The sequence below is a fragment of the Opitutaceae bacterium TAV5 genome (genome assembly GCA_000242935.3).
Lineage (GTDB): Bacteria > Verrucomicrobiota > Verrucomicrobiia > Opitutales > Opitutaceae > Geminisphaera.
Genome location: CP007053.1, coordinates 4482758 through 4508727, shown reverse-complemented (window position 1 = coordinate 4508727; position 25970 = coordinate 4482758). Strand labels below are relative to the sequence as shown.

The following is a 25970-nucleotide window of genomic DNA, read 5'->3' as shown; positions in this document are numbered from 1 at the left end:
TCGTGCCGGCGGATGACAGAAGTCCGCAGGTCGGGTTACGGAAGAGCGGGGAGGATCACGGCGGCTTCATGCCGAGGACGCCATCCGGCGACGCCACCACGCTTGCGGCCACCGCGCACGCGGTTCGCACCGCCGCGGCAAAACCGGCTCCGCCATCGAGCGCAGCCAGCAAGGCTCCGTTAAAACTGTCGCCGGCTCCGATGGTGTTGACCACGCGCACACGGGGCGCGGGGACATCGAAACATTCGCCGGACAACGCGGGTATCCAGCGGGCTCCTTCGGCTCCGCGTTTGACGACAAGGTGGCCGGAAAACACCCGCCGCACGCGCCGGATCATTTCGTCTGGGTCGGCAGTTCCGGCGATTTTTCCAAGTTCGTATTCGTTCGCGAGAAGGAGCGAAAGGGAACCCAGCACCGGTCGCAGACTTGCCAGCGTCCAAGGGCGGCCGAGAATGGGACCGGTATCCAGCGCGGTAAACGCGCCGCGTCGGATGGCCCCGCGAAAGCCCCGTGCGATCGACGGGAGCGGAGGATGCGGAAAGCCGCAAACCAGTATCCACGAAGGCATTTCCTGCCACGTCGCCAGGCCGGATGGCATCGCCACGGGCTGGCCCGGATGAAAAAACGTTGCGCGCCCATGCCGCACATTGGCGGCGGTGACATTGACGGCCGTCGACGCCCCGGCCGTCCTGGAACCGCCTGCCACGCGTACCTCGCAGCCTGCCTCGTCAAGCCAGGAACGGGCAAGCCGGCCGGCGGCATCCGGACCGATCCGGGTATGCAGTTCAACACGGGCGCCACAACGCGCCGCGACCCAGGCCGCGTTGGCGCCATTGCCCCCGAGCGTCATGATCGGCGCCCGGGACAACAGGACGAGATTGTCCGGCGTCGATTCGGTGTGCCGTGGCCACTCCGGCAATCGCTTCACGCCGGGAAACACGATATCGACAACGGTATTTCCTGTGACGAGGAGGCTCATGGGATGCTTGCGGCCGTTTCCTGAGACCGGCAGGTTCCCCGATCATCCCGTCCTTCGCCGGTTGACGGACTGCCGGACGAGTCTTGCGGACTGTCGGCACTCATGTCGTAAACGGACGGATCGGCGGGCGGGTTCATGGGGATGGCGGATACGTTCGCAAAGCATGCCCGAATACGGCGGTTTTGTCTTTCCGTCCGTTGACTTAATTTTATGCTCCATTGATATGATCGAGCGCAAACGATGGAGCGACCTTGTCGGGGCCAGTGACTGGTTTCACCTCGCAAGAATCCGGTTTTTTTCAGGCCGCCTCTCGAAAATGCACACTCACGATTTTCCTGAACTCTTCTTCGTGGAAGAGGGTTCGGGACTTCACGAGATCAACGGACAGAATAAAAAACTATTCCACGGTGATCTCGTTTTCGTGCGTGCAAAGGATTGCCATCGTCTGGAGACCCGAAACGAGCGGAACGACGAGGGATTCGTCCTGATCAATCTGGCCTTTTCTCCAGCCCTGCTCCGCGATCTTTCCCGCCGCACTCCGGAAATCTCCATGCTGTTTCCTGCACATGACAAATTGCCCGTTCGCTGGCAGCTTTCCCCGACACAGGCCGAATGGTTTCGCGAGGAAGTGCGGCATCTTGCAGACGGGGGACGGCGCCGGCTGCCGGTCGAATTTTTCCTGCTCGGAATCGCCTTGCAACTCTCCTCCCGCGCCGCCGATCCCTTGATGATGGCGAGACCGGCGACGGCTCGCGATGATATCGCGCCTTTCTCCGCTCCCCTCCCCGACTGGCTGGCGCATGCCTGTACGGAAATCGGACGTCCGGAAAACTTCGCGCGAGGCGTTCCGGCATTCGTAAAACTGGCGGGCCGCGGACCCGAGCATGTGGCGCGCACCTGCCGCGCCCTGCTTGGCCAAAGCCCGACCGAACTGGTCAACCGGATACGAATCGGACATGCGGCGCGGGAGTTGCGGCTCGGCGAGAAACCGGTGACGGAAATCGCACTCGAATGCGGATTCGGCAATCTGGCCCATTTTTACGATCTGTTCCGCGCCGCCCATGGCCAAACGCCGCTGCGCTACCGCCGGGCCCACCAGCACGCCATGCTGTGACCGGCGATGTAATCGCTATTTCATGACACTGCTGACCGGTTTCCGCGCGCGAACCAGGTAACGGTGCAACGTCTTGCGTATCAGCCAGGACGCTACCAATTCCGATGCCGACAAGGAAAAATGATGCGCCGCAGACACCGGCTTGCCCAGCCGGTGGGCCGTGCCCGGAGCCACCGTCAGCGTCTCCCTCTCGCAATGATTGTTTGCAGGATTTTTTCGATTGTTCTTGGCAAATGTATCTTTTTAAGACAACTTGAGGATCGTTCCCGTTTTTCCATGCCAGTTTTCCCCGAAATCCCTGCACTCGTCGACTCCGCCTGGCCCGGCTGTTTCTGCCCGTCGCTCTCCTTTTCACACTGCTCGAAAGCTCTGTCCGCGATTCACCGCCCGACGGAAGATTGCCTGCATGGCCCGGACCGGAGGATTTGTTGATGATCATGGATCCATCCACCGAACTCCGGAATATCGACGAGGCCACCCGCTATCAGGCGGCCAAAAACATGCTGCGCCGCAAGGTCCTGAGCGGCGAGGTCGGGCATGGCGAGCAACTCCAGCCCGAGCTCGAACTGTGCCGCGAGATCAATCTCTCGCGCACCACCGTGCGCAAGGCCATCGCCGATCTCGTCAACGAAGGGCTGCTCGTGCGTTATCGCGGACGCGGCACGTTTGTGAACATCCGCCGTTCTCCCGTGCAGAAAAAGCTGCTCGCGCTGCTCCTCTGCCAGGCCGCCAACGTTTCCGGCGCCTACGACCTGCTGACCCAGGGCGCGCGCCAGGCCGCCTCGAAACTCGGCTACCAGCTTCTCCTCGCCAACTCGCAGAACGAGGAACAGGCCGCGCTCTCGCAGGCGATCATGCTCAACGAACACAAGGTCGCCGGCACGATCGTCGTGCCGCTCCAGACTCCCGCCCCGGATGTCTCCACCGAACAGGTCATTCGCGCCTTGGTGCGCACCGGCCAGAAAGTGATCATGGCCGACGGGTATTCGGGCAGCGACGACGTTCCCAGCGTATGCAGCCAGAACCGCGAGGCGATGTACACGCTCACCAGCCATCTGATTGCCCGCGGCTACCGTCGCATCGCCTTCCTCACGAGTTACCGCGTCGAGGTTGTCCAGGAACGCGAAGACGGTTTCCGGCGGGCGATGGCGGAGCACGGACTGGAAATCCCGCCGGAGTATTTTCTTGAAGTCGGCAGCCGCGATCCCGCGCGGCAGGGCATCCAGGAAGTCGATGTCTTTATGGCCATGCGCAAGCGCCCGGAAGCGATCGTATGCCTGCATGATCTGATCGCGCTCAATGTCATCCGGCGCTGTGAAGAACGCGGCTGGAGCGTGCCGCGCGATGTGGCGGTCACCGGCTTCGACGATCTCCCGCAGGCGGCAAGATCGGATCCGCCGCTCACCACCATGCACCAGCCTCTCAGGGCGCTCGGCACCCGCGCCGTCGAATTGCTCGTCCAGTGCCTGCGCGAAGAGCCGCTGCCCGTCCTTCACGAACGCCTGCCCTGCCGGTTGATTGTCCGCCAGTCCTGCGGGTCCTCTTCCGCCTGACACTCCCGGCTCTCCCGTTCACCCCATTTCCCCTCCCCCGTTCCTGACCTCGTCGAATCCCATGACCGCCAGATAACCCGAAACCGCCAAATCCTGATACTATCATGAAAACACCCAAAACCCTCGCAGGCCTCCTCGCCTTGCTCGCCGTCAGTCTCTGGCCGACCAACGCCAACGCTCAAACCATCCTCAATTCGGGCACCCTGTTGCTGGAAAATGGCCGTAACGTCACGATCGGCGAGACGACCGGAACCTACCAGGGCACCGTCACTGGTATCGGCGGTAATCTGACCGGTGCGGCATGGGACGGCTCCACCACATATTACCGCTTTGGTGCCAGCTTTGCGGCCAACTACAATACCACCACCCTGTGGCGGTTCAATGACAGCAGTGGGCTGGGCATCGGCACCATCGCAAACACCGCCGGGACGGAAACGCTCATCAACAGTGCGGAGCTTCGCCTGACGCCGGGACAAAGCGCGACCACCGGAGGCACTTTTTATGTCGCGCCGATTATCGCGGACTGGACTCAGCCTGCGTCCGCATCAGGTGCCGACGCGCCCCTGCCCGCCATCGACACCAGCAGAGCTGTCAGCGCGACTATCGCCTCGTTCACCTCGGGAACGCAGTTCACCTTTGATGTCACCAGTATCGTACAAGCGTGGATTAGCGGAGAACTGATCAACTACGGCTTTGCTATCTATACGCTCAACACCGGAACCAATGGCACGACTGATCCGGGTTCTTTTGTTTCCCAGGTGCACAACGAATACCGTGCCAATCTCGGGCAGAGGCCGCAGTTGTTTATCGACTACACAACCTATGCCGTCCCCGAACCCTCCACGTTTGCCATCCTCTTCGGGGCAGCCGCCATCGCGTTTGCCGCCCTCCGCCGCTCCCGCCCTCGCGCTTGATCCGCCTCTCCTCCCCATGCGTCCCCCCCGCCCCCCCCTGTCCGTCAAAAGACACGGGGGGCAAAAATCCAGTATCCCCGCCGCTCCCGCCTTCGTTTCTCCACCCCGCCTCATCCTTTCCCCGTAAGCATCTCACCATGAAAAATCGCACCACCGTATTTGCCCGCCTGACGACGGCCCTCGTCCTGGCGATCACCGTCGCCGCCCCCGCCTTCGCGCAGACCGGTCCCGCCGGCAACGCCGCGCAACTCAACCGCCTCGTCGACGAACCCGAAAAACCCTACCGCCACCAACTCTTTTACGACGGCCTCGATATCGACCCCGCCACCAGTTACAACGTCACTTTCCGGGCCAAGGCTTCCGCCCCGACACGCCTCGCCGTATCGACAAAAAACAGCCAGCCGCCGTGGGCATTCTTCGGAGTGCGCGAAAACATCGAAATCGGCACCACCTGGGAACTCCACACGCTCCCCTTTCGTGGTGCCGGAGCCATCCCCAATGCCTCCCGCCTGACCTTTAACTTCGGCAATGCCGACGCCGTAAAAATCTGGATCGCCGATGTCGCCATCACCCCCGCCGGGGGCGGCGCTAACGTGCTTCCCGACGGTCAGTTCACGAAAAAACTCGGTGACTGGCGCACCCGCGGCGGCGCCTGGGTGCCCGACGGCACGCAGGCCGGCGTTTACGAAGTCACCCTTGTTCCCGCCGCCGACGGCGCAGCCGCGTCCGCCCCCACCACGACGACTCCTCCCGCCTCTCCGGCCGCCACTGCCGTTACCAATAGCAATGCCCCCGCCGGCAATGCCGTGCAACTCGACCGCCTCGTCGAGGAACCCGAAAAGCCCTACCGCCACCAACTCTTTTACGACGGTATCAACCTGGACCCTTCCGCAAACTACACGGTCACCTTTTGGGCCAAGGCCTCCGCTCCGACACGCCTTGCCGTATCGACAAAAAACAGCCAGCCCCCCTGGGCCTTCTTCGGAGTACGCGAAAACATCGAGATCGGCACCACCTGGGAACTCCACACCCTGCCCTTTCGTGGAGCCGGAGCGATCCCCAACGCCTCCCGCCTGACCTTTAACTTCGGCAATGCCGACGCCGTAAAAATCTGGATCGCCGATGTTGCCATCACTCCCGCAGGTGGCAGCACCAACCTCGTGCCCGACGGACAATTCACCGGAAAACTCGGCGACTGGAAAACCCGTGGCGGTGCCTGGGTGCCCGAAGGCCGTCAGGCTGGCGTCTATGATGTCACCATCGCCCCCGCCGCCAGCGTGCCGTAAAGCCCGGCATTTAAAGTGGCATGGGCTTCCAGCCCATGATGTGGCACGGCCATCCTGGCCGTGTAGCTCGAGGGCCACAGGCGTCTCTCCTTCATTTTTGTAATACCAGACAAGATACAAAACAGAAATTCCCGATCCGTCCCGCCCCGCCAGGTTCCCGCATCCCCTTCTCCCTCCGGTTGCGACTTCGGCGTCCCGGACAATTCAAGACGAAAAACGACGATGGAAAACCCGATTAACAAACGACCTCTCGTATCCTCCTTATTCGCAGTGACGCTTTGTGCTTCCGCACTCGCCGCCGCCACCAGCGACATTTCGGCGGAGACCGATCCGATTGTGCCGCTAAAAATCGCCGGACAAAACTACGTTTCTCCCGACGGCAAAGAGGTGAAATTCTGGGGAGTTAATCTGGTTTCGTTTTACCCCGAAACGCCGGAAAAGGCGGAGGCCGTGGCGCGGAATTTGCGCTCGCTCGGCGTGAACCTGGCGCGGCCGCACCACAATTTGCGCCGCAGCCTCGACTGGAACCCCGACCTGCCCAGCGGCGCGCTTGTCACTTACGAAAACAATTCACGGACGTTCGAGCCGACCGCGCTTGACCGTTTCGACGCCATGAACGCCGCGCTACGCCGCAATGGGATTTACCTCGCGCTCTCCGCACACTTCACGCGCTCGTTCCTGCCAGGCGATGCGGACATCCTCTCCACAGCCGACGCCGCTGACAACGCGGCCTGGAGCGCGGCCATCGAAGAGCTGCGCAGACGTCACTGGTCGCAAGCGTTTGACGAATGGAAATTGCTCCCCGTCATCGACGAGCGCGCGGCACTTCTCACCGAGGAATTCATCAAAAACCTGCTTGTGCACAAAAATCCGTACTCAGGACGTGATTACGCGGGCGATCCGCAGGTGCTCAGCATCGAAGTGGTTAACGAGCATTCCATCGAATACGCGATCATCTGCGGCCACAAAATGCCCGCCTACTGGCAAACGCGCCTCGAAACACGCTGGCTCGAACACGCCGCCGCGGCGGGCGTGGCGGACGCTGTCGAGAGCGACCTGTATACTCCCCGCACGGACAAGATCATCCAGGCGCGATCCGCCTTTCTCACCGCGCTCGACGAGGTGTATTTCGAACGCATTCGCGCCGCCGTGCGCTCCACCGGCTGCACCGCGCCCATGACGTTCTCGAATTTGTGGCGCGGCGATTCCACGGCGGATATGCACGCCCGCAAAGCCGATTTCGTCGAACACCACGCCTACATCGATCCGCTCGTCGTGCGGGAAATCGACGACGGCTTCCACCTCGCCGCCCGCAGCGCCCTCGCCGGCAAGCCCTACTTTATCGGCGAACTCAACCAGGCCGAGGGCGAGAAAAACATTTTTGTGCAATCACCGCACCGGACGATGCTGCCGCTGGCGTCGGCGGCCTACGGTTCGCTGCACGACTGGTCGGGCCTGGTATGGTTCGCCTGGATCCATGGCGAGGAATCCCGCATCGGCGACGACGGCTGGGCCGTCTATGAGCGGCGCCGCTCGAACCTCGGCGGCATGGTCGCCGACGGCATGATGCTCGACCACATGCGCACCGCCGGAATGATCTACCGGCGCGGCCTCGTCGCCGCCAGCCGCACCCCCGTCACCCTCTGGACGGACGCCCCTTTCCATGCCGGCGGGTACAACGACCTGATGCGCGGCAAATACGACTATAAACCCGGCTGGCAGGACATTCACGCCATCCGCCGCGCCTACGGTCCCGTTCCCGATTCGCAGCCGGCAGCCCCCTGGATGGCCGCCGCCGCGACCTCGCCGCTCGTTTCCGACACGGGCGAGATCGTCAAGGATGTAACCCGCAAGCAACTGACCGTCGCCGCTCCGCAGACCGAAAGTTTCAGCGGCTTCCTCGACGGCAAGGCGCCGACCGGCCTGAAGCACCTTTCCCTCGCCGCTGCCGATGGCAGCTTCGCCACGGTCATCGTCGTTGCCGACGACGAGGGCAAACCGGTATCCGAAGCCACACGACTCGTGATCAGCCGCACCGCCATCGCCGCCGACGGCAAGGAAACCGACAACGCGCCCGCCATCCGCCTCGCCGGGATCGCGGCGCCTTCCGGCGGAGCAAAATGGACGTTCACGATCACCCGTCCGCGTTCGGAGGCGGGCAAGACCCTGCCCGCACCCTTCGATGCGACAGGTTCCCTAGCCCTGCCCGAACCGGACTGGCACGAGGCCGAACTCGTCCTGCGTTAACCGTACGACGATTTTCCCCGCTACAACTATTCTCGCCCGAAGGGAAACTTCGCACCATCGATGGCTATTTACATCTATGCACACACGCGTTTCGCCTGAATGAATTCTCCCTCGACCATCAGAATGCGCGGCACCCGCGGGATGCCGCGCTCGTTGGAGTTCATCAGCGAAATCAACAAATCCACCCCGGCCGCGCCGACCTGCGTCGAGTTCTGATCGATGCCGGAAACCCACATCCTGTCATGGGCAGGAACCGAGTCCATGTTAACCAGGCTCACCGCTACCTCGGGTGCGTTGCTTCTGGCATCGCGCGGTATCCATTCCAGCACCTCGGGGCCGGTGGTCAGAATGACGTCGGGCCGATGCGTTGCCCGCCATTTGCCAAACCGTTCGCGTGTCCAGTCTGCATCCAGCAGCATCGGAACCTGCTCAAGATCCCGAAACAGGCTGCAAGCGGACAGATAGCCGCCACGCCAGTTATGCCGCACCCGGGAATCCTGGTCCTCCTCCATCGCAAAACCGATGCGCCGATAGCCCTGCTTGCGGAGCTGTTCGACCAGCAATTGCATGGACTGAAACTGATGACTGCACGCGCGCGACAAGGCAGGCGACGGCAGTGAATAGCCCAGTTCCACGGCGGAAAACCACTCCCACGGGAAATCCTGAAACATCATCCGGGAAACAGGCAGCGGAGCGACGATCACCCCGTTGATGCCCCGGTTGCGAATCACATCGCCCAGACGTCTTTCGCTCATGCCCGGCTCGTTGAGCCAGAACTCCTCGAGCTTGTATCCGCATGCTTCCGCCCGCCGCGCGGCTCCCTCCCGATAGGCAACCTGCGTGGGGAATTTTTTCCATCCCTGGCGTGTGGCATGCGCCGTCAGGTAGGCGACCGTTGCGGGACGATGCACACGCCGCCGCGCGCGGATTTGCGCCATGACGCGTCCCACTTCGGGATCCGGCTGATAACCGAGCCGCGCCGCGATTGTCCGTATCCGTTCGCCGGTGGCCGCGGCGAGAGCGGGATGATTGCGCAACGCCAGCGATACCGTCATGCGCGAGACTCCCGCCGCCTCCGCCACCTCCTTCAACGCGATCCGCGGCCCCGCGCTCTCCTCGCTGCCACCGCCATTTCCGGCCGACTGTTTCCCGTTGTTCATGACGAAAGGCAGCCGAGCCTGTTCTCATGATTTTTACAATAAAACTCCGCCGGCATTGTCCCTTCATTTTTCCCCGGACAGCGTCTCTCCTGCAACGAATCGCGACCTCCGCGTCGCAGAGCACCCAACCACAAGCCGAACCCGCAAAATACCATGAAAACACGCGCCCGCCATACCCGCCGTCCACTCATCCTCTTCGCTCTCTCCACCGCGCTCCTTTTGCCCACTGCTGTCCACGCCGCCTTTACGGCCAGCATCCGCGCCAGCGCCCCGACCGAGGCGGAATCCTCCGTGTATGTCGTCACCCCCTACTCCAACCCTACGGGAGTCGCCTCCCGCGCACTCAGCGGGGAACGTCGCATCGGCCAAACCTTCACCGCCACTGAAAATCTCCTGCTCGAAGAATTGGTCACCCGCCTCTGGTCGGCCAACGATGCCGCCAAAAATGCCGAATTCAAATTCGAGCTCTTCGAGTTTTCCGGCCTTGCCCCCACCGGCACCGCTCTTTTCTCCGAAACCGCAACGCTCCCGGATTCCGCCACTCTCACCAGCAAAGGCACATGGCTCTCTCTCACCGGAATCAACGCCAGCCTCACTGCCGGGAAAACCTACGGATTTGTCTTTAGCTGGATCTCCTCCGGCCCCCAGATCCAGTTCATGGGCAGCAACAGCACCACCTTCTATACCGGTGGAGCCTTTATCTCCGCAGATGACGCTTCTTCCGCCTTCAGCACGGCGGGGGATGCCAAGGACATCACCTTCGCCCTCATCGGCACCAGCCAGATTCCCGAACCCTCCACCTGGGCGCTCATCATCGGTCTGTCCGGCCTCACGCTCGCTATCGTTCGGCGTATACGCAGTCATCGCGTTTCCTGAATTATCCTCCGTTCCCCCTGCATCATGAAATCGCCCCTTCTCCGCATTAGCCGCACCGTTCATTCCCACCGGGCAGCCTTCACCCTGATCGAGCTCCTCACCGTCATCGCGATCATCGGCATCCTCGCGGCTATCATCATACCCGTGACCGGCAAGGTCCGGGAGAGCGCTCGCGCCGCCACCTGTGCCGCCAACCTGCGCCAGATCGGCTTTGCTACCGGCCTCTATGCGGAGGACAACAAAGGCTGGCTGCCCGGCCACACTCCGCTTCCCGGATCGAACGACCCCGGCCTCTACGGCGGACAACGTGCCTACTACAACAACAAGCCCGGACAGGGAAACCTGACCCATTTTGTCGCCAGCTACCTCGGCTACCCCGCATGGGATACCCTTCCCTCCGGAGAGAATCGCATCCTTCCTCCCTTCCTCTGCCCCTCCTGGCGGGCCATCCGCGGATCAGATGGTGGCAAGGTTTTCACACTCACCACCGACCTCTATGGCGACCAGACCTGGAAAAAACCCTTCGGAGAATTTGGCAATACCAGCCCAAAAAATGCCGCCATGCGGCTCACCGACATCGACACCCCATCGGTCCGCAAGATGATGTGGGATGCCTCGAAAACAAACGACACCGATTACATCCCGCAACCCGCTCACGGCAACAAGCGCAACGTCCTCTACTTCGACTGGCACGTAAAAAGCGAAAAACAATAAATACACTCCGGAACGCCCGATACGTCATCTCCCATGTTCTCTCCCGGACGCATCGTCCCGATCCTCTTTCCGGCAACGCTTGGCGCGCTCCTCGCCACGCTTCCCGCTCCCGCCTCCCCCCTGACCATCACCGCCGGCTCCGACTGGGCGCCCTGGGAACATTCACTCGAAATCGAGCAGGGTGGCGTTTTTGATTTTTCCCGCTACGTGACGGCCGACGCCCCCGCCGGACGTCAGGGCCCCCTCATCGCCACCCCTGACGGGCACTTCGCCTTTGCCGAAGCCCCCGCCCGACGTGTCCGCCTCTGGGGTGTCAACCTCTGCTTCGGAGCTCTCTACCTTGAAAAAGACGAAGCCGACCGACTCGCTGACCGCCTCGCCCGTTCCGGCTACAATACCGTAAGGTTCCATCACTACGACGGCCTGCTTGTCCGGCGCGGTGGCAAATCCTGGGAACTCGATCCGCAAAAGCTCGACCAGCTCGATTACCTCTTCGCTGCGATGAAAAAACGCGGCCTTGCCATCAACATCGATCTTTTCTCCACCCGCGGCTTTCATCCCGACGAGATCACCGGATTCGGCATCGACGCCGCCAAAAAGGGCCGACGGATGAAATTCATTTTCAAAGGGCTCGTTCACATCTCCGAACCCGCCTTCCAGTCCTGGGCGCGGTTTGCCCGAAACCTGCTGTCACACAAAAATCCCTACACCGGCCTCACCTGGGCCGAGGACCCGGCCCTGATCGGCATTTGCCCCGTCAACGAAGATTCTCCCTACGCCCGCGTCGCCCGCGAACCCGATCTGCGTCCCCGCTACGAGAAGGCCTTCGCCGCCTGGCGCTCCCGCCCTGAAAACCGCAAGGACATTCCGGCCGATGAAACCGGACCACAACGTGAAGCCGCCTTCAACCGGTTCATTTTCGAGGAAAGCATCCGCTCCGACGCCCGCATGGCCGCGTTCCTGCGCTCGCTTGGCACCCGCGCTCTCATCACCGGATCCAATCACCGCGCCGCCCAAGGTCTCACGTATGTCCGGGAACACTACGATTACGTCGATAATCACCAGTACTGGGATCACCCGCAATTCCCCAAAACCTCATGGCAGCTCCCCTTCGCTTATCATCAGGGCAGTGCCATCACCGGTTTCGCCGATTCCGCCACCCCGCCTTCGGATGCCTCCGCCGGAGGCGCCTGGGTTCCGCTTGGCATCGCGCCCACCCGCGTTGCCGGAAAACCCTTTGTCATGACCGAGTTCAATTACGTCCGCCCCAATCGCCATCGCGCCGAGGGTGGTGTCATCATGCCTGCCCTTGCCGGGCTTCAGGACTGGGATGCGCTCTATAATTTTGAATACGCCATGACCCGTGAAGACGCCCTGCGCGGAGGTATCGGAAATCCCTTTTCCCTCGCCTGTGATCCCGTCGGCCTCATCGCGGACCGCCTTTCCGCGCTCCTGTTTCTGCGCGGAGACATCGCTCCCGCCCGCAATCTCGTCGCCTATGCGGTGCAGCCGGATGAAGCCTTCGCCAACCGCAACCAGCCCTTCCCCGACACCTTTCGCCGTCTCGGCCTGGTCACCCGCATCGCATCCCGGACCGGCTCTCCTTCCGATGTTCTGGCCGCCACCCGCGCAAATGCCGTCATCACCGGCGACATGCAGACTGCCCCCGGCACACCCGGCAGGTCATTTTTCTCCGTCATGCCGGGACTCGCGCACAACCTGCAGCGCGCCGGCATCCTGCCCGCCGGTTCCGTCAATGCCGACGCCACCCGTTACCGCAGCGATACCGGCGAGATCGAACTACACACCGACACCGGCACGATGAAAGTCGTCGCGCCCCGAGCCGAGCTCTTCGTCCTGCCTTCCTCCGCCAGGCTTGAGGGAAAGCATGCCACCGTCCGGAATGGCGATACTTTCGCCACCCTTTCCGTGATCTCGCTGGACGACCTTCCGCTGGCGCAAACTCGCCGCCTGCTCGTTGCCCATCTCACCGACGCGCTTCCTTCCGGCATGCGTTTCTCGGGTGAAGATCGCACTCTGATGGAGACATGGGGCAAACTTCCGCACCTCGCGCACCGGGGCTCGGCCAGCCTCGACCTCATCCTTCCGGATGGCGACTGGCATGCCTGGACAGTCGATGCCACCGGCAAACGGGTTCGCGAGCATCCGGTTGCCCGCACTGCCAGCGGCGCCTGGAAACTCGACGTCTCCACCGTCACCCCGGACGGCGTCCAGTTCGTCTATGAACTCGTCCGCTGATGCCCGACACCGATCTCACCACCTTTCTCGATGCCCCGCTTTTCACGCCCTGGCGTGATCCCTGCAGTGGCATCACCAGCTACATCCTCGGCGACGGTCCTGGTCGACGCCTGGCTGCGCATCAGCAGAGTTTTTACTACACCAGTCCGAGCCTGTTTGTCGGTCACGATGCCGCGAACAGTCCAAAACCGCTCCGCTACTGGTTTTATTGTTTCAATCCGCCCGAAGGCAGTGCCGCCTTCGGACGCACACTCGGCTCGCTCGATCTCGTCACCGGAAAACTCCGTCACTATCCGGAGACGTCGTTCAGCGAGGCCTCGCCAATGCTGGATACCCTCACCGGTGACATCTACTGGGCCAATCCCAACGGCATCCGGAAGCTGTCGCATCCTGACCCTGCTGCCGACAACCAGGCGTCCGCCCAATCCGCGCTCGTCGCCCGTTTCTCCGCCTCCCTGGTCGCCGGTCGAGAGGTTCGCCGTTATGCCACTCACCTTACCCTGTCCGCCGATCGCCGCGCGCTTGGTATCGACACCCGCATCGGCGATGAGTGTTTTGTGGGACAAGCCCTGCTCGATGGCTCCGGGCAGATCGAAATATGGGAAAAACTCTCCGGCGACCACACCTGGAATCACGGCCAGTTTCATCCGCGAATTCCCGACCTGCTCCTCTTTGCCCAGGATTTCCGTACCGATCCGGTCACCGGCCAGACCCGCCGTTACCAGAACCGCATGTGGACGATACGACGTGGCCAGAAATCAATCCCGGTCTATCCGGAAAACCCGTTATCCAACCGCCCTCCCGAAGAAGCGCAGGCCTACCGCAAGACGGCCACGATTTCCCATGTCGCCGACCTCGCCCGCACCGTTGTAACCGATCCTCGCGCCATGCACGGACACGAATGGTGGTCTGCCGACGGCGATCATATCTACTACATCCACTATCAGACCGGCATCGAACGTATTCCGCTCGCCCGGGCTGGCGCTGCCGATGCCGCCAAAGCCACCGAACTTGTCTGGCCGCATCGCACGGTCAGCCATGCGCACGCCAGCGCTGACGAAAAACGGATCGTACTCGATGCCTTGCCGCCCGATGCGCCGGACACTCACCATGTCCGCTTCGTCAATCTGGCCACTCGTCGCACGGTGGATATTGTCAGCCGATATCCCGCACCTGATCCCGAACTGCGCCGTTATCACGTTCACCCCCATCCGCAATTCTGCGCCGACGACCAGCTTGTCTGCTACACCACCACGGTCCTCGGCCGCGCCGATGTCGCTTTCGTACGCGTCGCGGAACTGGTCTCAGCTACGGAGAGTGTCTGATTTTGCTTTCTCCGGCAGCCCCGGCCAATTCCGGACAATGGCTCCCGGCGGCAAGTGCGGGAGCACAGATCTGCGTGCCGGTGGAGTCGACCCACCCTGCACAAAAAGGGCCGGATCCGGACGTCCCCTGACATCGTCCGGATCCGGCGGGCAGGTCAGCCAGCTCCTTTTCAGGGGACAAATTCCCAGGTGTCGGAATCGGCGGGCGCCTGTGTGGACGGCACCGCAAACGACGAGCTGTCGATACGATTCGTGCCGAGGACCCTGAACAATGCATCGAAGCCACGACCCGTCATCGACTCGATGATGATCGAATTGTAGAAGCTCGCATCGTTGCTGATGTAGCCTCCGACCAAGCGGTCATTCAGGGTGATGCCGGTCAGATCCTTGGCCTTGCCGATGAGATTGCGCACCTGGGCGAGATTGACCGAGTCGGAATCGATGTTGAGAAACGCGCCTGTAATCGCCGGAGTGGCGTCGTCAGGATTGCTGTTGACGATCTTCGCCGCGGCAAGGTTCACGGTGCCGCCATTGACCCGGTCGGTGGAAGAGTCGATGTGGGTCAAGACCAGTTCGTCACCGGCGAGATAACTCACCGAACCGTTGCCGGCGGTGGTCTTCGCACCGGGAGCCATCACGATGTCGTCCGTGGCGGTGACGGTGATCGAACCGCGGCCGTTGACTTCGAGGTCGGCATTCTGCTGCACGGAGTCGTCCGCGTTCAGCAAGATGCTGCCGCCGCCGAGGGCGGTAACGGGAGCATTGACGACGATGGTGTCCCCGTTGCCTCCGGTGTCGGTCGTGATGAGGGCGATACTGCCGTTGCCGGAATTGATGACGGGAGCGGCGACGGTGAGCTGGCCGGGCGTCCGCACGCCGATGTCGCCGAGCGTGGTCTGCACGCCGTCCAGGATGAGGCCGGCGGAGAGGTTGTTGATGTACACGCCGCCGGTACCGCCCGAAGCGGTGAGGCGGCCGGTCGTCACGTCGAGCGCATTGGCCGCCTCGCCCACGCCGGCGGTTGCCGTCAGGGAGAGGTTGGCTGCGGTGATGTTGCTGGCGTCGTCGTTACGGGCGTCGCGAATCGCGCCGCCGGCCGCGGCCAGCGTCACGGTCGCGCCGGGGGCGGTGGCTTCGATCGTGGAGACGTCGATGTTACCGGCCGCGGCGTTGATCGTGATGTTGCCGGATGGCGTGACCGCCGAAATCACGTGAATGCCCGAGTTCTCGTCGATGTGGATATCGCCCGCGCCGGTGGTGGCGACGAGAGAATCAACCGAGGTGTCGAGCGCGCGGGTGCCGGCGGCGCCGATCGCGCCGATGCCATCGGCGGCGGTCAGCGTCAGCGCCTTCGCGGTGATCCGGGTGGCGTTGTCGTTGTCGTCGGCGATGTAGCCGCCGGCCGAAATCGCAACGTCACCGTTGGCCGCGCTGATCTGCGTGAGGATGATATTGTCGCGCTCGGCGAGGTTGATCCCTCCGGTCGTCGAGGAAGCGGCAAGCGTGTTGGCCGCGATGTCAAGCGCGCCGGTGACGCCGATGCCGGCGCCGGCCTGGAGCGTGAGGACGTCGGCGACAATGTCGGTGCCCGCATCGGAAGGCGTGCGCTGGTTGATGGCGCCCGCCGCGACGAGGGTGACGTCACCGCTGGTTCCTTCGCCGGCCGCCACATAATCCACGACGATATCGCCGCCGGTCGAGGTCAGGTCGATGCCGTTGGCGCCGGCATCGGTCGCGGAGACCACGTTAACCGCGCTGATCGTGCCGCCGGCGGCGACCGTGATCGGGCCGTTGGCCGTCGTCACGCTGGTGAGCTCGATGGCGTCCTGCTCGTTGACGTTGATCAGGCCGACGTTGCTGACGGACGCGGTGAGCGAATCGACCGCGGTGTTGATCGCCGTAGTCGTCGTGCCGATACCGGTGACGGAGCTGGCGACGAAGTCCTTGCCGCTGACATGCGTGACGCCGGCCGCACCGGTGATGGAACCGGTACTGGCGGTGAGCTTCACATCACCGTCCTGCGCGGCGATGCCTTCGGTGATGACAAGGGAACCGGCGGACTTCACGACGATGTCGCCGCTGCCGGCGTGCAGGCCGGAGAGAGCCGGCTGGCCGAGGTTGGGCGTGACGCCGCCGATGGTGAGGTTGCCCGTCAGGTCGGTCACGTAAATGCCGCCGGTGGTGGTTTTGGCTTCGAGGTTGTCGACCGTCGTTTCCAGGGCATTCGCGGCGGAGCCGATGCCGGTGCCGGCCGTCATGGCCAGGTGGGCGGCGGTGATGTTGCTGCTGGCGTCGGCCGCCGCGTCGGTGATGGCGCGACCGGCCGAGAGCGTCACGGTGTTGCCTGCGCCGGCGGCGGTGATGGTGGTCACGTTGAGGTTGCCGGTGGCGCTGGCCAGGGTGACGTTGCCGTCGGGCGTGGTCACGGAGAGCACGTCAAGATTGTCGTCGTCGGTCACGTTGATCGCGCCGGCCGCGGTCACGGTGGCAGTGAGGCTGTTGACTGCGGTGTCGAGCGCGCGGGTGGCGTTGGCTCCGGTGGAGCCGATACCGTTGGCCGCGACGAGCGTGAGGGCGTTGCCGCTGATCTTTGTCGTGTTGTCGTTGTCGTCGTCGATGCGGTCGGCGGCAGTGAGCGTGATGTTGCCCGAGGTGGCGCCGGCCGTGATCGTGCCGGCACGGATGCTGCCGGTCGTCGCGGTGAGATCGATGGTGTTGGCCGCGGCATCGGTGGCGGAGACCACCTTGACGGCGTCGATGCTTCCGCCGGCCACGACCTTGACCGGGCCGTTGGCGGCGCTCACGTCGGTCAGCTCGATGGCGTCCTGTTCGTTGATATCGATGGAGCCCGCACCGGTCACGGCCAGCGTTGCGCGGTTGACCGTGGTGTCGAGGTCGATGCCCGCGGCGGCCGTGGCGGTGAGATTGTCGCCGGTCACGCGGCCACCGTCGCGGGTGGTGAGGGTGCCCGTGCCGGTGTTGGCGGTGAGCGTCACGTCGCCGGAGCCGGTGCCGGCATCGACGGTATCGATCACGATGCTGCCGCCGTTCGTCGCGGTGAGCGCGATGTCGTTAGCATCGTCATCGGTCGTGGAGACCACATTGACGGCACGGATGTTGCCGCCGGCGGTGACCGTGATCGGGCCGTTCGCCGTGGTCACGTTCTGGAGCCGGATGGCGTCCTGCTCGTCGATGGTGATGGCGCCAGAGCCCGTGACGGCCAAGGTCGCCCGGTTGACCGTCGTGGTGAGGTCGATACCGGCGGCGGCGGTGACGTCAAGGTGGTCACCGGTCACGCGGCCACCGTCGCGGGTAGTGACGGTGCCTGCACCGGTGTTGGCGGTGAGCGTCACGTCACCGGAGCGCGTGCCGGCGTTGACCGTGTCGATCACGATGCTGCCGCCATTCGTCGCGGTGAGCGTGATGTCGTTGGCGCGGCGGTCAGTGACGGAGGTCACATTGACTGCGGTGATCGTGCCGCCGGCGGTGATCGTGATCGGGCCGTTGGCGGTGGTCACGTCGGTCAGTTCGATGGCGTCCGCTTCGTTGAGGTTGATCGAGCCGGCGCCGGTGACGGCGGCGGTGAGCGTATCGACCGCGGTGTTCAGAGGCGTAGCTGTCGTGCCGATACCGGTTGCGGAGGTGGCATTGAAGTCCTTGCCGCTGACATGCGTGATGCCGGTGCGGCCGGTGATGGAGCCGGCGGTGGCGGTGAGTTTCACGTCGCCGTCGTCCGCCGCGATGCCTTCGTTGATGATGATCGAATCGGCTGCTTTCACCACGATGTCACCCGCCGTGGCCCGGAGGCCGGAGAGTTCGGGAAGGCTGAGGTTGGGCATGACGTCGCCGATCGTGAGGTCGCCGGTCTGGTCGGTCACGTAAATGCCGCCGGCGGCGACTTCGGCTTCGAGGTTGTCCACTTTCGTCTGCAGCGCCTTGTCGGCGGCTCCGATGCCGGCTCCCGCTCCCATGGCGAGGTTGGCGGCGATGACGTTGGCGTCGTCCTCGTCAGTCGCGTCGGTGATGGCGCCGCCGGCTCCGAGGGTCACGGTGTTGCCTGCGCCGTGGGCGGCGATGGCGGTCACGTTGAGGTTGCCCGTAGCGCTGGTCAGCGTGACGTTGCCGTCGGGTGTCGTCACGGAGAGCACGTTGAGATCGTCGTCCTCGGCCACATTGATGACACCGGCGGTGGTGACGGTCGCGGTGAGCGCGTTGACAGCGGTGTCGAGCGCGCGGGTGGCATCGTCCTCCGGAAGATCGAGGCCGACGACACCGATGCCGTTGGCGGCGGTGAGCGTGAGAGCATTGCCGGTGATCTTCGTGGTGTTGTCGTTGTCGTCGTTGATCCGGCCGGTCAGGGCGGTCAGGGCGATGTTGCCCGATGTGGAACCGGCAGCGATGGAGATGACCCGGATGTCGCCGGTGGTAGCGGTGAGCGTGATGTCGTTGGACCCGGCGTCGGTGGAGGAAACCACCTTCAGGGCATCGATGGAACCGCCGGCGGTGACGGTGATGGAGCCGTCGGCAGCGGTCACGTCGGTGAGTTCGATGGCATCCTGCTCGTTGATCCGGATCAGTCCGGCGTCGGTGACGGCGGCGGTGAGCGTGTCAACCGCGGTCTTCAGGGGCGTCGTATCGGTTCCGATACCGGTCGCCGCGGTCGCGTTGAAATCGGCGGAGCTGACATGCGTGATGCCGGCGCGGCCGGTGATGGAACCGGCGGTGGCGGTGAGCGTGACGTCGCCGTCCTGCGCCGCGATGCCTTCGTTGATGATGATCGAATCAGCCGCCTTCACCACGATGTCGCCCGTCGTGGCCTGGAGGCCGGAGAGCGCGGGGAGAGCGAGATTGGGTATGACATCACCGATCGTGAGATCGCCGGTCTGGTCGGTCACGTAAATGCCGCCGGCCGCGACTGCGGCTTCGAGGTTGTCCACCTTCGTCTGCAGCGCCTTGTCGGCGGCTCCGATGCCGGCTCCCGCTCCCATGGCGAGGTTGGCGGCGATGACGTTGGCGTCGTCCTCGTCGGTCGCGTCGATGATCGCACCGCCAGCGCCGAGGGTAACCGTGTTGCCCGCGCCGTCGGCCTGGACGCGCGTGATGTTGAGGTTGCCCGTGGCACTGGTCAGCGTGACGTTGCCATCGGGTGTGGCCACGGAGAGCACGTTGAGGTCGTCGTCCTCGGCGATGTGAATCGCGCCGGCAGCGGTGACGCTGGCGGTGAGGTTGGTGACCGCGGTGTCGAGCGCGCGGGTTCCGTTGGCGCCGGTGTCGCCGATGCCGTTGGCGGCGGTCAGGAAGAGGTCCTTGCCGGTGATCTTCGTGGCGTTGTCGTTGTCGTCGTCGATGCGACCGGTGGCGGTGAGCGTGATGATGCCTTCGGTTTCACCCGCGGCGATCTTGCCGACCCGGATGTTGCCACCGCCGTTGGCGGTGATCGTGACGGTGTTGGCGGCGGCGTCGGTGGACGAGACGACCTTGACGGCGTCAATGCTGCCGCCGGCCACGACCGAGATGACGCCGTTGTTGGCGGTGATGTCGGTCAGTTCGACCGCGTCGGTTTCGCGAAGGGTGATATTGCCGGCATCGGTGGAGCGGGCGGTGGCCTTCGCGACCTTCGTATCGAGTTCGATGTTACCGGTCGCGGTGGCGATCAGGGTGCCGCCGGTAACGTTGGTCGAGACACCGTTGTCGTCGATGATGTCACCCTCGCTGGTCAGGGTGACCGTATGCGTTTCGGTGGTATCGACGATGGCGGAGGAGAGTTTCAGATCGCCGGCATTGTCGAGCAGGATGTCGCCCGCTCCGCTCACGCCGGTGACACCGTCGATGGTATCGATCGTGAGAACGCCGCCGTCCTTGTCGTTGACGAAGCGGACGCCGCCGCCCGTGCCGCCGAAGGCGGCGAGGCGATCGACCTCGGTGTTGACGGCGTTGGCGACGCCGATGCCGTTGGCGGCAATGGCGACGAGATCATTGGCGATGAGCGTGCCGCCGCCGCCGAGGATGCCGCCTCCGGTGGAGGTCAGCGAGATGCGGGTCGGGCTGATGACCTCGCCGAGGACGTTGATGTCGCTGACAGCCCTCACGACGATTTCGGTGCCGGCGCCGACCGCCTCGATGTCACCGAGGCCGAGCTTGCCCGGAGATTCGAGGTAAACGCTGCTCTTGTTGAAGGTCTGGATGTTGACCTTCGAGGCCTCGACGCCGAGCGGCTGGGAAGCGGTGCCGATGATGTTGCCCGAAGCGGTGAGATTATAGGCGGTGACGGCCTGGGAGCGGACGAGTTCGCTGGCGTCGCGGGCGATTTCCGCCGCGGTGAGGGCGGCCTGGGCGATGTTGAGCGCGGTGTTGGTGGCCTTGAGAGAGGAGGTGCTGTTGGCCAGATCCGTCTGGGCGGTGAAGTAGGCGGCGCGGGCCACGTCGAGCGCATTGGCCAGATCGGCCACCTTGCTGTCCTGGGGACTGAGCGTGCTCAGGTTGTAAGCGAGCATGGCGGCGTCGGCGAGCGAGAAGGCCAGCGCCACGGCTGCTTCCGCCACGGAGGCGCCACCGTCACCGGAGAACGGAATGGCCTGGGCGCCGGCAGCCGGGAAGCTGGCCGCATCCTTGGCGACCTGGGCGGCGGCCCGGACGACGGCGAGAGTGTTGTAGATCGCCTGGTAGATTTCGAGTTTGGTGTTTTCAGTGTTATAGGTGCGCTGCGTCTGGTTGAGCTCGTTGAGGAGCAGGCGCTCGATCGACTGGGCAAGCGAAACGGTCTGCGCATAGACGTCGCGCATGCCGGTGAGGCTCTGCACGGTGGTGAGATCCGCGCCGGCCTCGGCGACCTTGCCGGTGTAGTCGGCAATGGCCATGTCGCGGATGAGTTCGGCGACGTACTCGGAGGGAGTCTTGCCCATCAGGGTGACGTTCTTGCCGATGATGTTGGTCGCGGAACCGTTGCCGTCGATGATGAGGCCGTTCTTCGATTCGACGTACACGTCGCCGACGTCATAGCCGGCATCGAGGAGACCGATGGTGATGTGCGAACCGGCGACGAGACGGATGCTGCCTCCGTTGGTCGTCTTGAGGTTGCCGGCGATGATCACGCCGCTGTTGCCCGGGAGGACGTTGTCCACATACGAGGCGTCGAGCGTGATGCTGCCACCGCCGGGGACGATGATGGTGTCGTTGGGATTCAGGAAGACGATGTTGCCTTTCTGCGCGATCAGCACGAGCGAGCCGCCCGCATCCATGGTGATGGTGCCGCCGTTGTTATCCAGGATGTAGATCGTGGGGGCGGTGATGTTGACGCCCGCAGCGCCCTTGCCGGTGAGCGAGGCGCTGTCCACCGACACGGGGCTGAGGTTGGCAGCGCTGACGCCGCCGGTGCCGCCGCTGGCGGAGAGGAAGCCGACATCGAAGGAGAGCGTGCTGTTGACGCCGACACCCTGGGCGCCGGCGATCTCGAGCGTCTTGGCCTTGACGTTGGGCACGGAGGTCGAGGTGCGCGCATCCTCGATGGCTCCTTCGCTGCTCAGGGAAACCGTAGCGCCGGCGGCCTCGATCGTGCCGAGCTGCACATCGCCCTTCGCGGTAATGCCGATGTTGCTGCCGGCCGCCTTGGCGGAAGTGAGACGGAGGACGGCGGGATCCGTCGAATTCAGGTAGAGCCCGCCATCGGTGGTCTCGGCCGTGAGTTGGCCGACGGCGATTTCGACGGCATCGGTCGATGTGCCAATCGAACGGCCCCTGATGTCGAGCGAACTGCCGACGATGTTGCGGGTGTTGCCATTGCCGTCGGTGATGTTGCCGCTGACGCTGAGGACGACGGCGTTGCCCTGGGCAACGATCTCGCCGAGAGTGGCGTTGCCGAAATTGGCAACCTTGACCGCACCGCCAGTCGCCTGGGCGGAGAGGAGGCTGATGTCGCCGCTGTTGCTGAGGTAAATACCTCCGTTGTCCGCCCTGGTGGCGAGGCTGCCGGAGACGGCGGTCGAGAGCGGAGAGGCATCGGTGCCAATGGAGCCGCCCGCATGGAGATCGGCCGAAGCGGCGGTGACGTTGACCGTACCGTCGGGATTGTCGCTGCTGCCGAGCAGGCTGCCGCTGGTGGCGAGCTTGACGGCGCCGGATGCGGAGACGGTCTTGAGCAGAAGATCACCACCCTGGGCAGCGACTTCGACGGCGCCGCCTGAATTCGCTGTCAGGGTCAGGTCGCTGCTGCCCTGCTGCGAAATATAGGAACCTCCACTGGTGCTGGTGAGGTCAAGCGATTTGACGTTGGTCAGGACCGGGGCTGCCGAGGAACCGATGTTTGTGCCGGCGACAAGCGTCGCATCATTGGCGACAATCGGCGTGCTCCCGCTCTGGGTGATGGAACCGAGTGCCTGGAGGCGGAGAGACTGCGCACCGAGGTTGAGACCGCCGACCATGATCTGGCCGCCCGAGTTGGTGAAATCGAGCGACGGCGCGGAGTCCGCCGTGAGCGAAAGCGCTCCGTTCGTCGGATTAAAGATGAGCGAGCCGCCCTGCTGGGCAACGTTGACGGCTCCGTTGTTGGTGCTGACGAGGAGCGAGGAAAGCGTGTTTTCCTCTTTCAGATAAATGCCCTGGCCAGTCGTGGCGGAGCGTGCCTCAAGTGCGGATACATTGGTGCCGATCGCACCGGTGCCGGCCGCGCCAATCGCTTTCTGCGCGTTGAGAACGGCGGTATCTGCAATGATGTTCACCGCCGTGCCGTTGTTGTCGATGATCGAGCCCTGCTTGCTTTCCACCGTGACGGCGCTGCCGTTTGCCGTGATCGAGCCGAGCCTGATGTCGCCGCTGTTGACGACGACAGAAACCTGGCTGCCGGCGCCGGACGCAGTGATGTTGCCGATCGTGAGGGCGTTGCTTTCCGTCAGGTAAATGCTGCCGCCGGAAGAGGCATTGAATGTCTCGACCATGGAGTCGATGGCGTTTCCGGCCTGGCCGACATCACCGGCAGCGTTCAGGGTGAGGGTGCGGGCGATGAAGTTGTTGGTTTCGGACGCGTCGTAAATCGAACCGCCGGCCGAGGTGAGGGTCAGTTCGTCGGGCGAGACGATTTCGTCGGTCAGGAAAATATCGCTCGCAGCCGAAATCCTGATGTCGTGGGTGCCGGCGGAACCACCGATGCCAAGCACGACGTTGCCGTCACCATCGATCAGGGGAGTGACGCCGCCTTCACGGACGGTAATCTTGCCGAGGCGAATCTGTCCTTCCTGATCGGCTACGTAGAAGCCGCCATCCTGGGTCGAGCCGGTGAGGACGGTGACATGGGTCTTGATGGCGGAGCCGGCCGTGCCGACGGCCTGGTCGGCCACGAGGTTGGCAGCCCAGCCGGTGATATTGGTCCCGGAGCCGGAGGCCGTGATGGAGCCATTCTGGGCGGTGAGGATGACACGGGTGGCGTCTTCGTCTCCCTTGTCGCCGCCTGTGTCGATGGTGCCAACAGCGACACCGCCGGCGGTATCGGTGATGACGATATGGCCGAAGTTGGCGTTCGCATTGAGGGTGCCGGCGTCAATCCTGAGCGCATTGCCTTCGGCGCCGATGGTGGCTCCTTGCCGGGTGGTCGTGAGGTTGAGGGTGCCGGCCGTGATCTGCCCGCTGCCCGACGTGGTGATGTTGCCATTGCTGGCCGCGAGGGCGGCCGTGCCGGAGGTCGTTACCCCGGCGGAAATACCGATGGAGGAAGCCTGATTGATCGTAATGGCGCCGCTGCCGGCATTGATCGTGCCCGCGACGGAGACGGCGCCGGTATTGCCGATATTCACCGCGCCGTTGCCGGTCGTGATGGCACCGACTGCCGTATTGTTGAAATTGATACCGGTCGAAGTGAAGGAGCCGCCATTGGTGTTGATGGCCGCGCCGACGCTGACGGCGCCGGAGCCGCTGGCCACGCCACCGCCCGTGGCGTTGTTGGCGTTGAGCGTGAGGTTGAGGGCGCCGCCGGTGGACGTGAGGGCGTTGTTGATGAAAATGCTGTTGTGGGCGTTGAGAGTGAGGCTGCGCGCGTTGATGCCCGTATAGGTCAATGCGGTAGCGAGTGTGATGTTACCCGCTTCCGATCCCTCATCCCCCGAAGTGGTGATGGCGACGTTGCCGCTCGCCAGTGCACCAAGAATGAGGTCGACGCCGAGCTGGGCGCCGTCGGCGGTGGAGGCAAAGGGATTGGCGGTGTCGATGCCGATATTGGTGCTGCCGGCAACGATGGTGATATTGTGCGGATCGATCAACCAGAGGCCCGCAGCGCCGTTGGCGGCGGAGACATCGGGCGTGGCGCCGATGGAGAAACTCTCGTAGCCGCTGGTTTCCACAAAACCGCCGTCGCCGGCGAGCGCGCCGCCGCGGGCGGCAAGCGTGGCGCCGGTGGCGATACGGGCAGAGTTTTCACCGACGATCCGGATGGAACCGCCGTCGCCGTTCTCGCCGGCGCTGGCAGTGGTCACGCTGTCGGCGCCGACCGCCACCACCTGGCTGGCGTGGAGATCGATCGAGCCGGCGTCGCCGTGGCCAAGGCCGTCGGCGGTAATGGTGCCGAACTGGCCGACGTTGCCGCCGCGCAGTTCCACCGACCCGGCGGCAGCTCCGTTTGCGGCAGAGGACACCGAGATGGAGCCGGTATTGATGACGTCACCGTCGCCGCGGGCGACCAGTTGCACGGAGCCGCCGAGACCGGCGATCGAGGTGGCCTCGACAATGCCGGTGTTGTTGACCACGGAGGTGACGATATCACGCGCGGCGTCGCCCGTGAGAACCACCCGGCCGCCGGGAGCGCTGATGGTGCCGTCGTTGCTGACGGTGCTGGCCAGCGTCCGGCCGTCGGGGCCTTTCACGCTGGAGGCGAGTTGGCCCGAAACGTCGAACTTGACGAGGCCGTCGCCGCCAAAGTCGACCGTGAAGCGATCTCCGGAAGCCAGGGCCACCTGGCCCATGTTGGCGACGATCAGGCCGGAGTTGTGCACGCTCGGAGCCACCAGATAGACGAAGCCGTTGTCACCGACGGTGATCTGCCCGCGGTTGATCACGAACGACGGATCGGCCGCCGGATTCTGCGCAAAGTTATATTTGCCCGCCATGAAACTGGCGTTGCTGATATCGAAGGTGCTCGCCATGAGCCCGGCCACATCGACCCGCGCACCGGCTCCGAACAGGATGCCGTTGGGGTTGACGAGGAAGATGTTTCCGTTGGCGGTGAGGGCTCCCTGGATATTGGACGTCTCTTTGCCCGTGACCCGGTTGAGCGCGACCGCCGCCGCTCCCGGCTGGATGAAGCGGACGGATTCGCCCGCGCCGATGCTGAAGCTGTTCCAGTTGATGATCGCCTTGTCCGAAAGCTGGTGAATGGAGGTCGAGGCGCCGTTCGCGGAGATGTTCGCGCTGCCGGCAACCACCTGGCCGCCTCCCGGTCCGGCGTAAGCCCGGATCTGGCCCAGAAGCGTGAGCGCACTCATGAAGACAGCGGAGACGAAACGGGTTTTGTGATTCTTTCTTGTCATAAAAATGTAGTCAAAATTCAGATACCCTGGTGATCA

Annotated in this window: 12 protein-coding genes; 9 read left to right on the top strand and 3 right to left on the bottom strand. The window is 63.8% G+C overall.

Annotated features, from left to right (window positions below):
• Positions 1-55 precede the first annotated feature (55 nt).
• A complete protein-coding gene (locus tag OPIT5_19215) occupies positions 56-979 on the bottom strand; it encodes a carbohydrate kinase (protein AHF92040.1) in 924 nt (307 codons plus the stop codon).
• A gap of 223 nt (positions 980-1202) precedes the next feature.
• Here OPIT5_19215 and OPIT5_19210 point away from each other — a divergent pair, with 223 nt between their 5' ends.
• The 5 genes from OPIT5_19210 (at position 1203) to OPIT5_19190 (ending at position 8093) form a co-directional block, all read left to right on the top strand.
• The gene (locus OPIT5_19210; GenBank protein ID AHF92039.1) at positions 1203-2093 is read left to right on the top strand and encodes an AraC family transcriptional regulator; all 891 of its coding nucleotides are present in this window, start codon (positions 1203-1205) and stop codon (positions 2091-2093) included.
• A 431-nt stretch (positions 2094-2524) separates the two neighbouring features.
• Complete coding sequence (locus OPIT5_19205) at positions 2525-3646, top strand: transcriptional regulator (protein ID AHF92038.1); 1122 nt, start codon at positions 2525-2527, stop codon at positions 3644-3646.
• A gap of 104 nt (positions 3647-3750) precedes the next feature.
• Positions 3751-4560, top strand: a complete 810-nt coding sequence (locus OPIT5_19200; protein AHF94532.1) for a hypothetical protein — start codon at positions 3751-3753, stop codon at positions 4558-4560.
• A 137-nt stretch (positions 4561-4697) separates the two neighbouring features.
• On the top strand, positions 4698-5846 hold the full coding sequence (locus OPIT5_19195) for a hypothetical protein (protein AHF92037.1): 1149 nt from the start codon (positions 4698-4700) through the stop codon (positions 5844-5846).
• A 222-nt stretch (positions 5847-6068) separates the two neighbouring features.
• Complete coding sequence (locus tag OPIT5_19190; protein ID AHF92036.1) at positions 6069-8093, top strand: hypothetical protein; 2025 nt, start codon at positions 6069-6071, stop codon at positions 8091-8093.
• A 74-nt stretch (positions 8094-8167) separates the two neighbouring features.
• Here the strand turns inward: OPIT5_19190 and OPIT5_19185 are convergent, their stop codons facing one another.
• A complete protein-coding gene (locus OPIT5_19185) occupies positions 8168-9253 on the bottom strand; it encodes a LacI family transcriptional regulator (GenBank protein AHF92035.1) in 1086 nt (361 codons plus the stop codon).
• Between the two features lie 153 nt (positions 9254-9406).
• Between OPIT5_19185 and OPIT5_19180 the strand changes: the two genes are divergently transcribed.
• The 4 genes from OPIT5_19180 to OPIT5_19165 are packed head-to-tail and all read left to right on the top strand — an operon-like array spanning position 9407 to position 14427.
• Entirely contained in the window at positions 9407-10129 is a 723-nt protein-coding gene (locus OPIT5_19180; protein ID AHF94531.1) for a hypothetical protein, read from the top strand.
• A gap of 24 nt (positions 10130-10153) precedes the next feature.
• Positions 10154-10843 (top strand): N-terminal cleavage protein, encoded by a 690-nt coding sequence (locus OPIT5_19175; GenBank protein AHF92034.1) that lies wholly within the window; start codon positions 10154-10156, stop codon positions 10841-10843.
• A gap of 33 nt (positions 10844-10876) precedes the next feature.
• Positions 10877-13102 carry a hypothetical protein gene (locus OPIT5_19170; GenBank protein AHF92033.1) on the top strand — a complete coding sequence of 742 codons (2226 nt, stop codon included), beginning with the start codon at positions 10877-10879 and terminating at the stop codon, positions 13100-13102.
• Positions 13102-14427 carry a hypothetical protein gene (locus tag OPIT5_19165; protein AHF92032.1) on the top strand — a complete coding sequence of 442 codons (1326 nt, stop codon included), beginning with the start codon at positions 13102-13104 and terminating at the stop codon, positions 14425-14427. Before OPIT5_19170 ends, OPIT5_19165 begins: the two co-directional genes overlap by 1 nt.
• Before the next feature lie 170 nt (positions 14428-14597).
• Here the strand turns inward: OPIT5_19165 and OPIT5_19160 are convergent, their stop codons facing one another.
• Positions 14598-25934 (bottom strand): hemagglutinin, encoded by an 11337-nt coding sequence (locus OPIT5_19160; GenBank protein AHF92031.1) that lies wholly within the window; start codon positions 25932-25934, stop codon positions 14598-14600.
• Positions 25935-25970 lie beyond the last annotated feature (36 nt).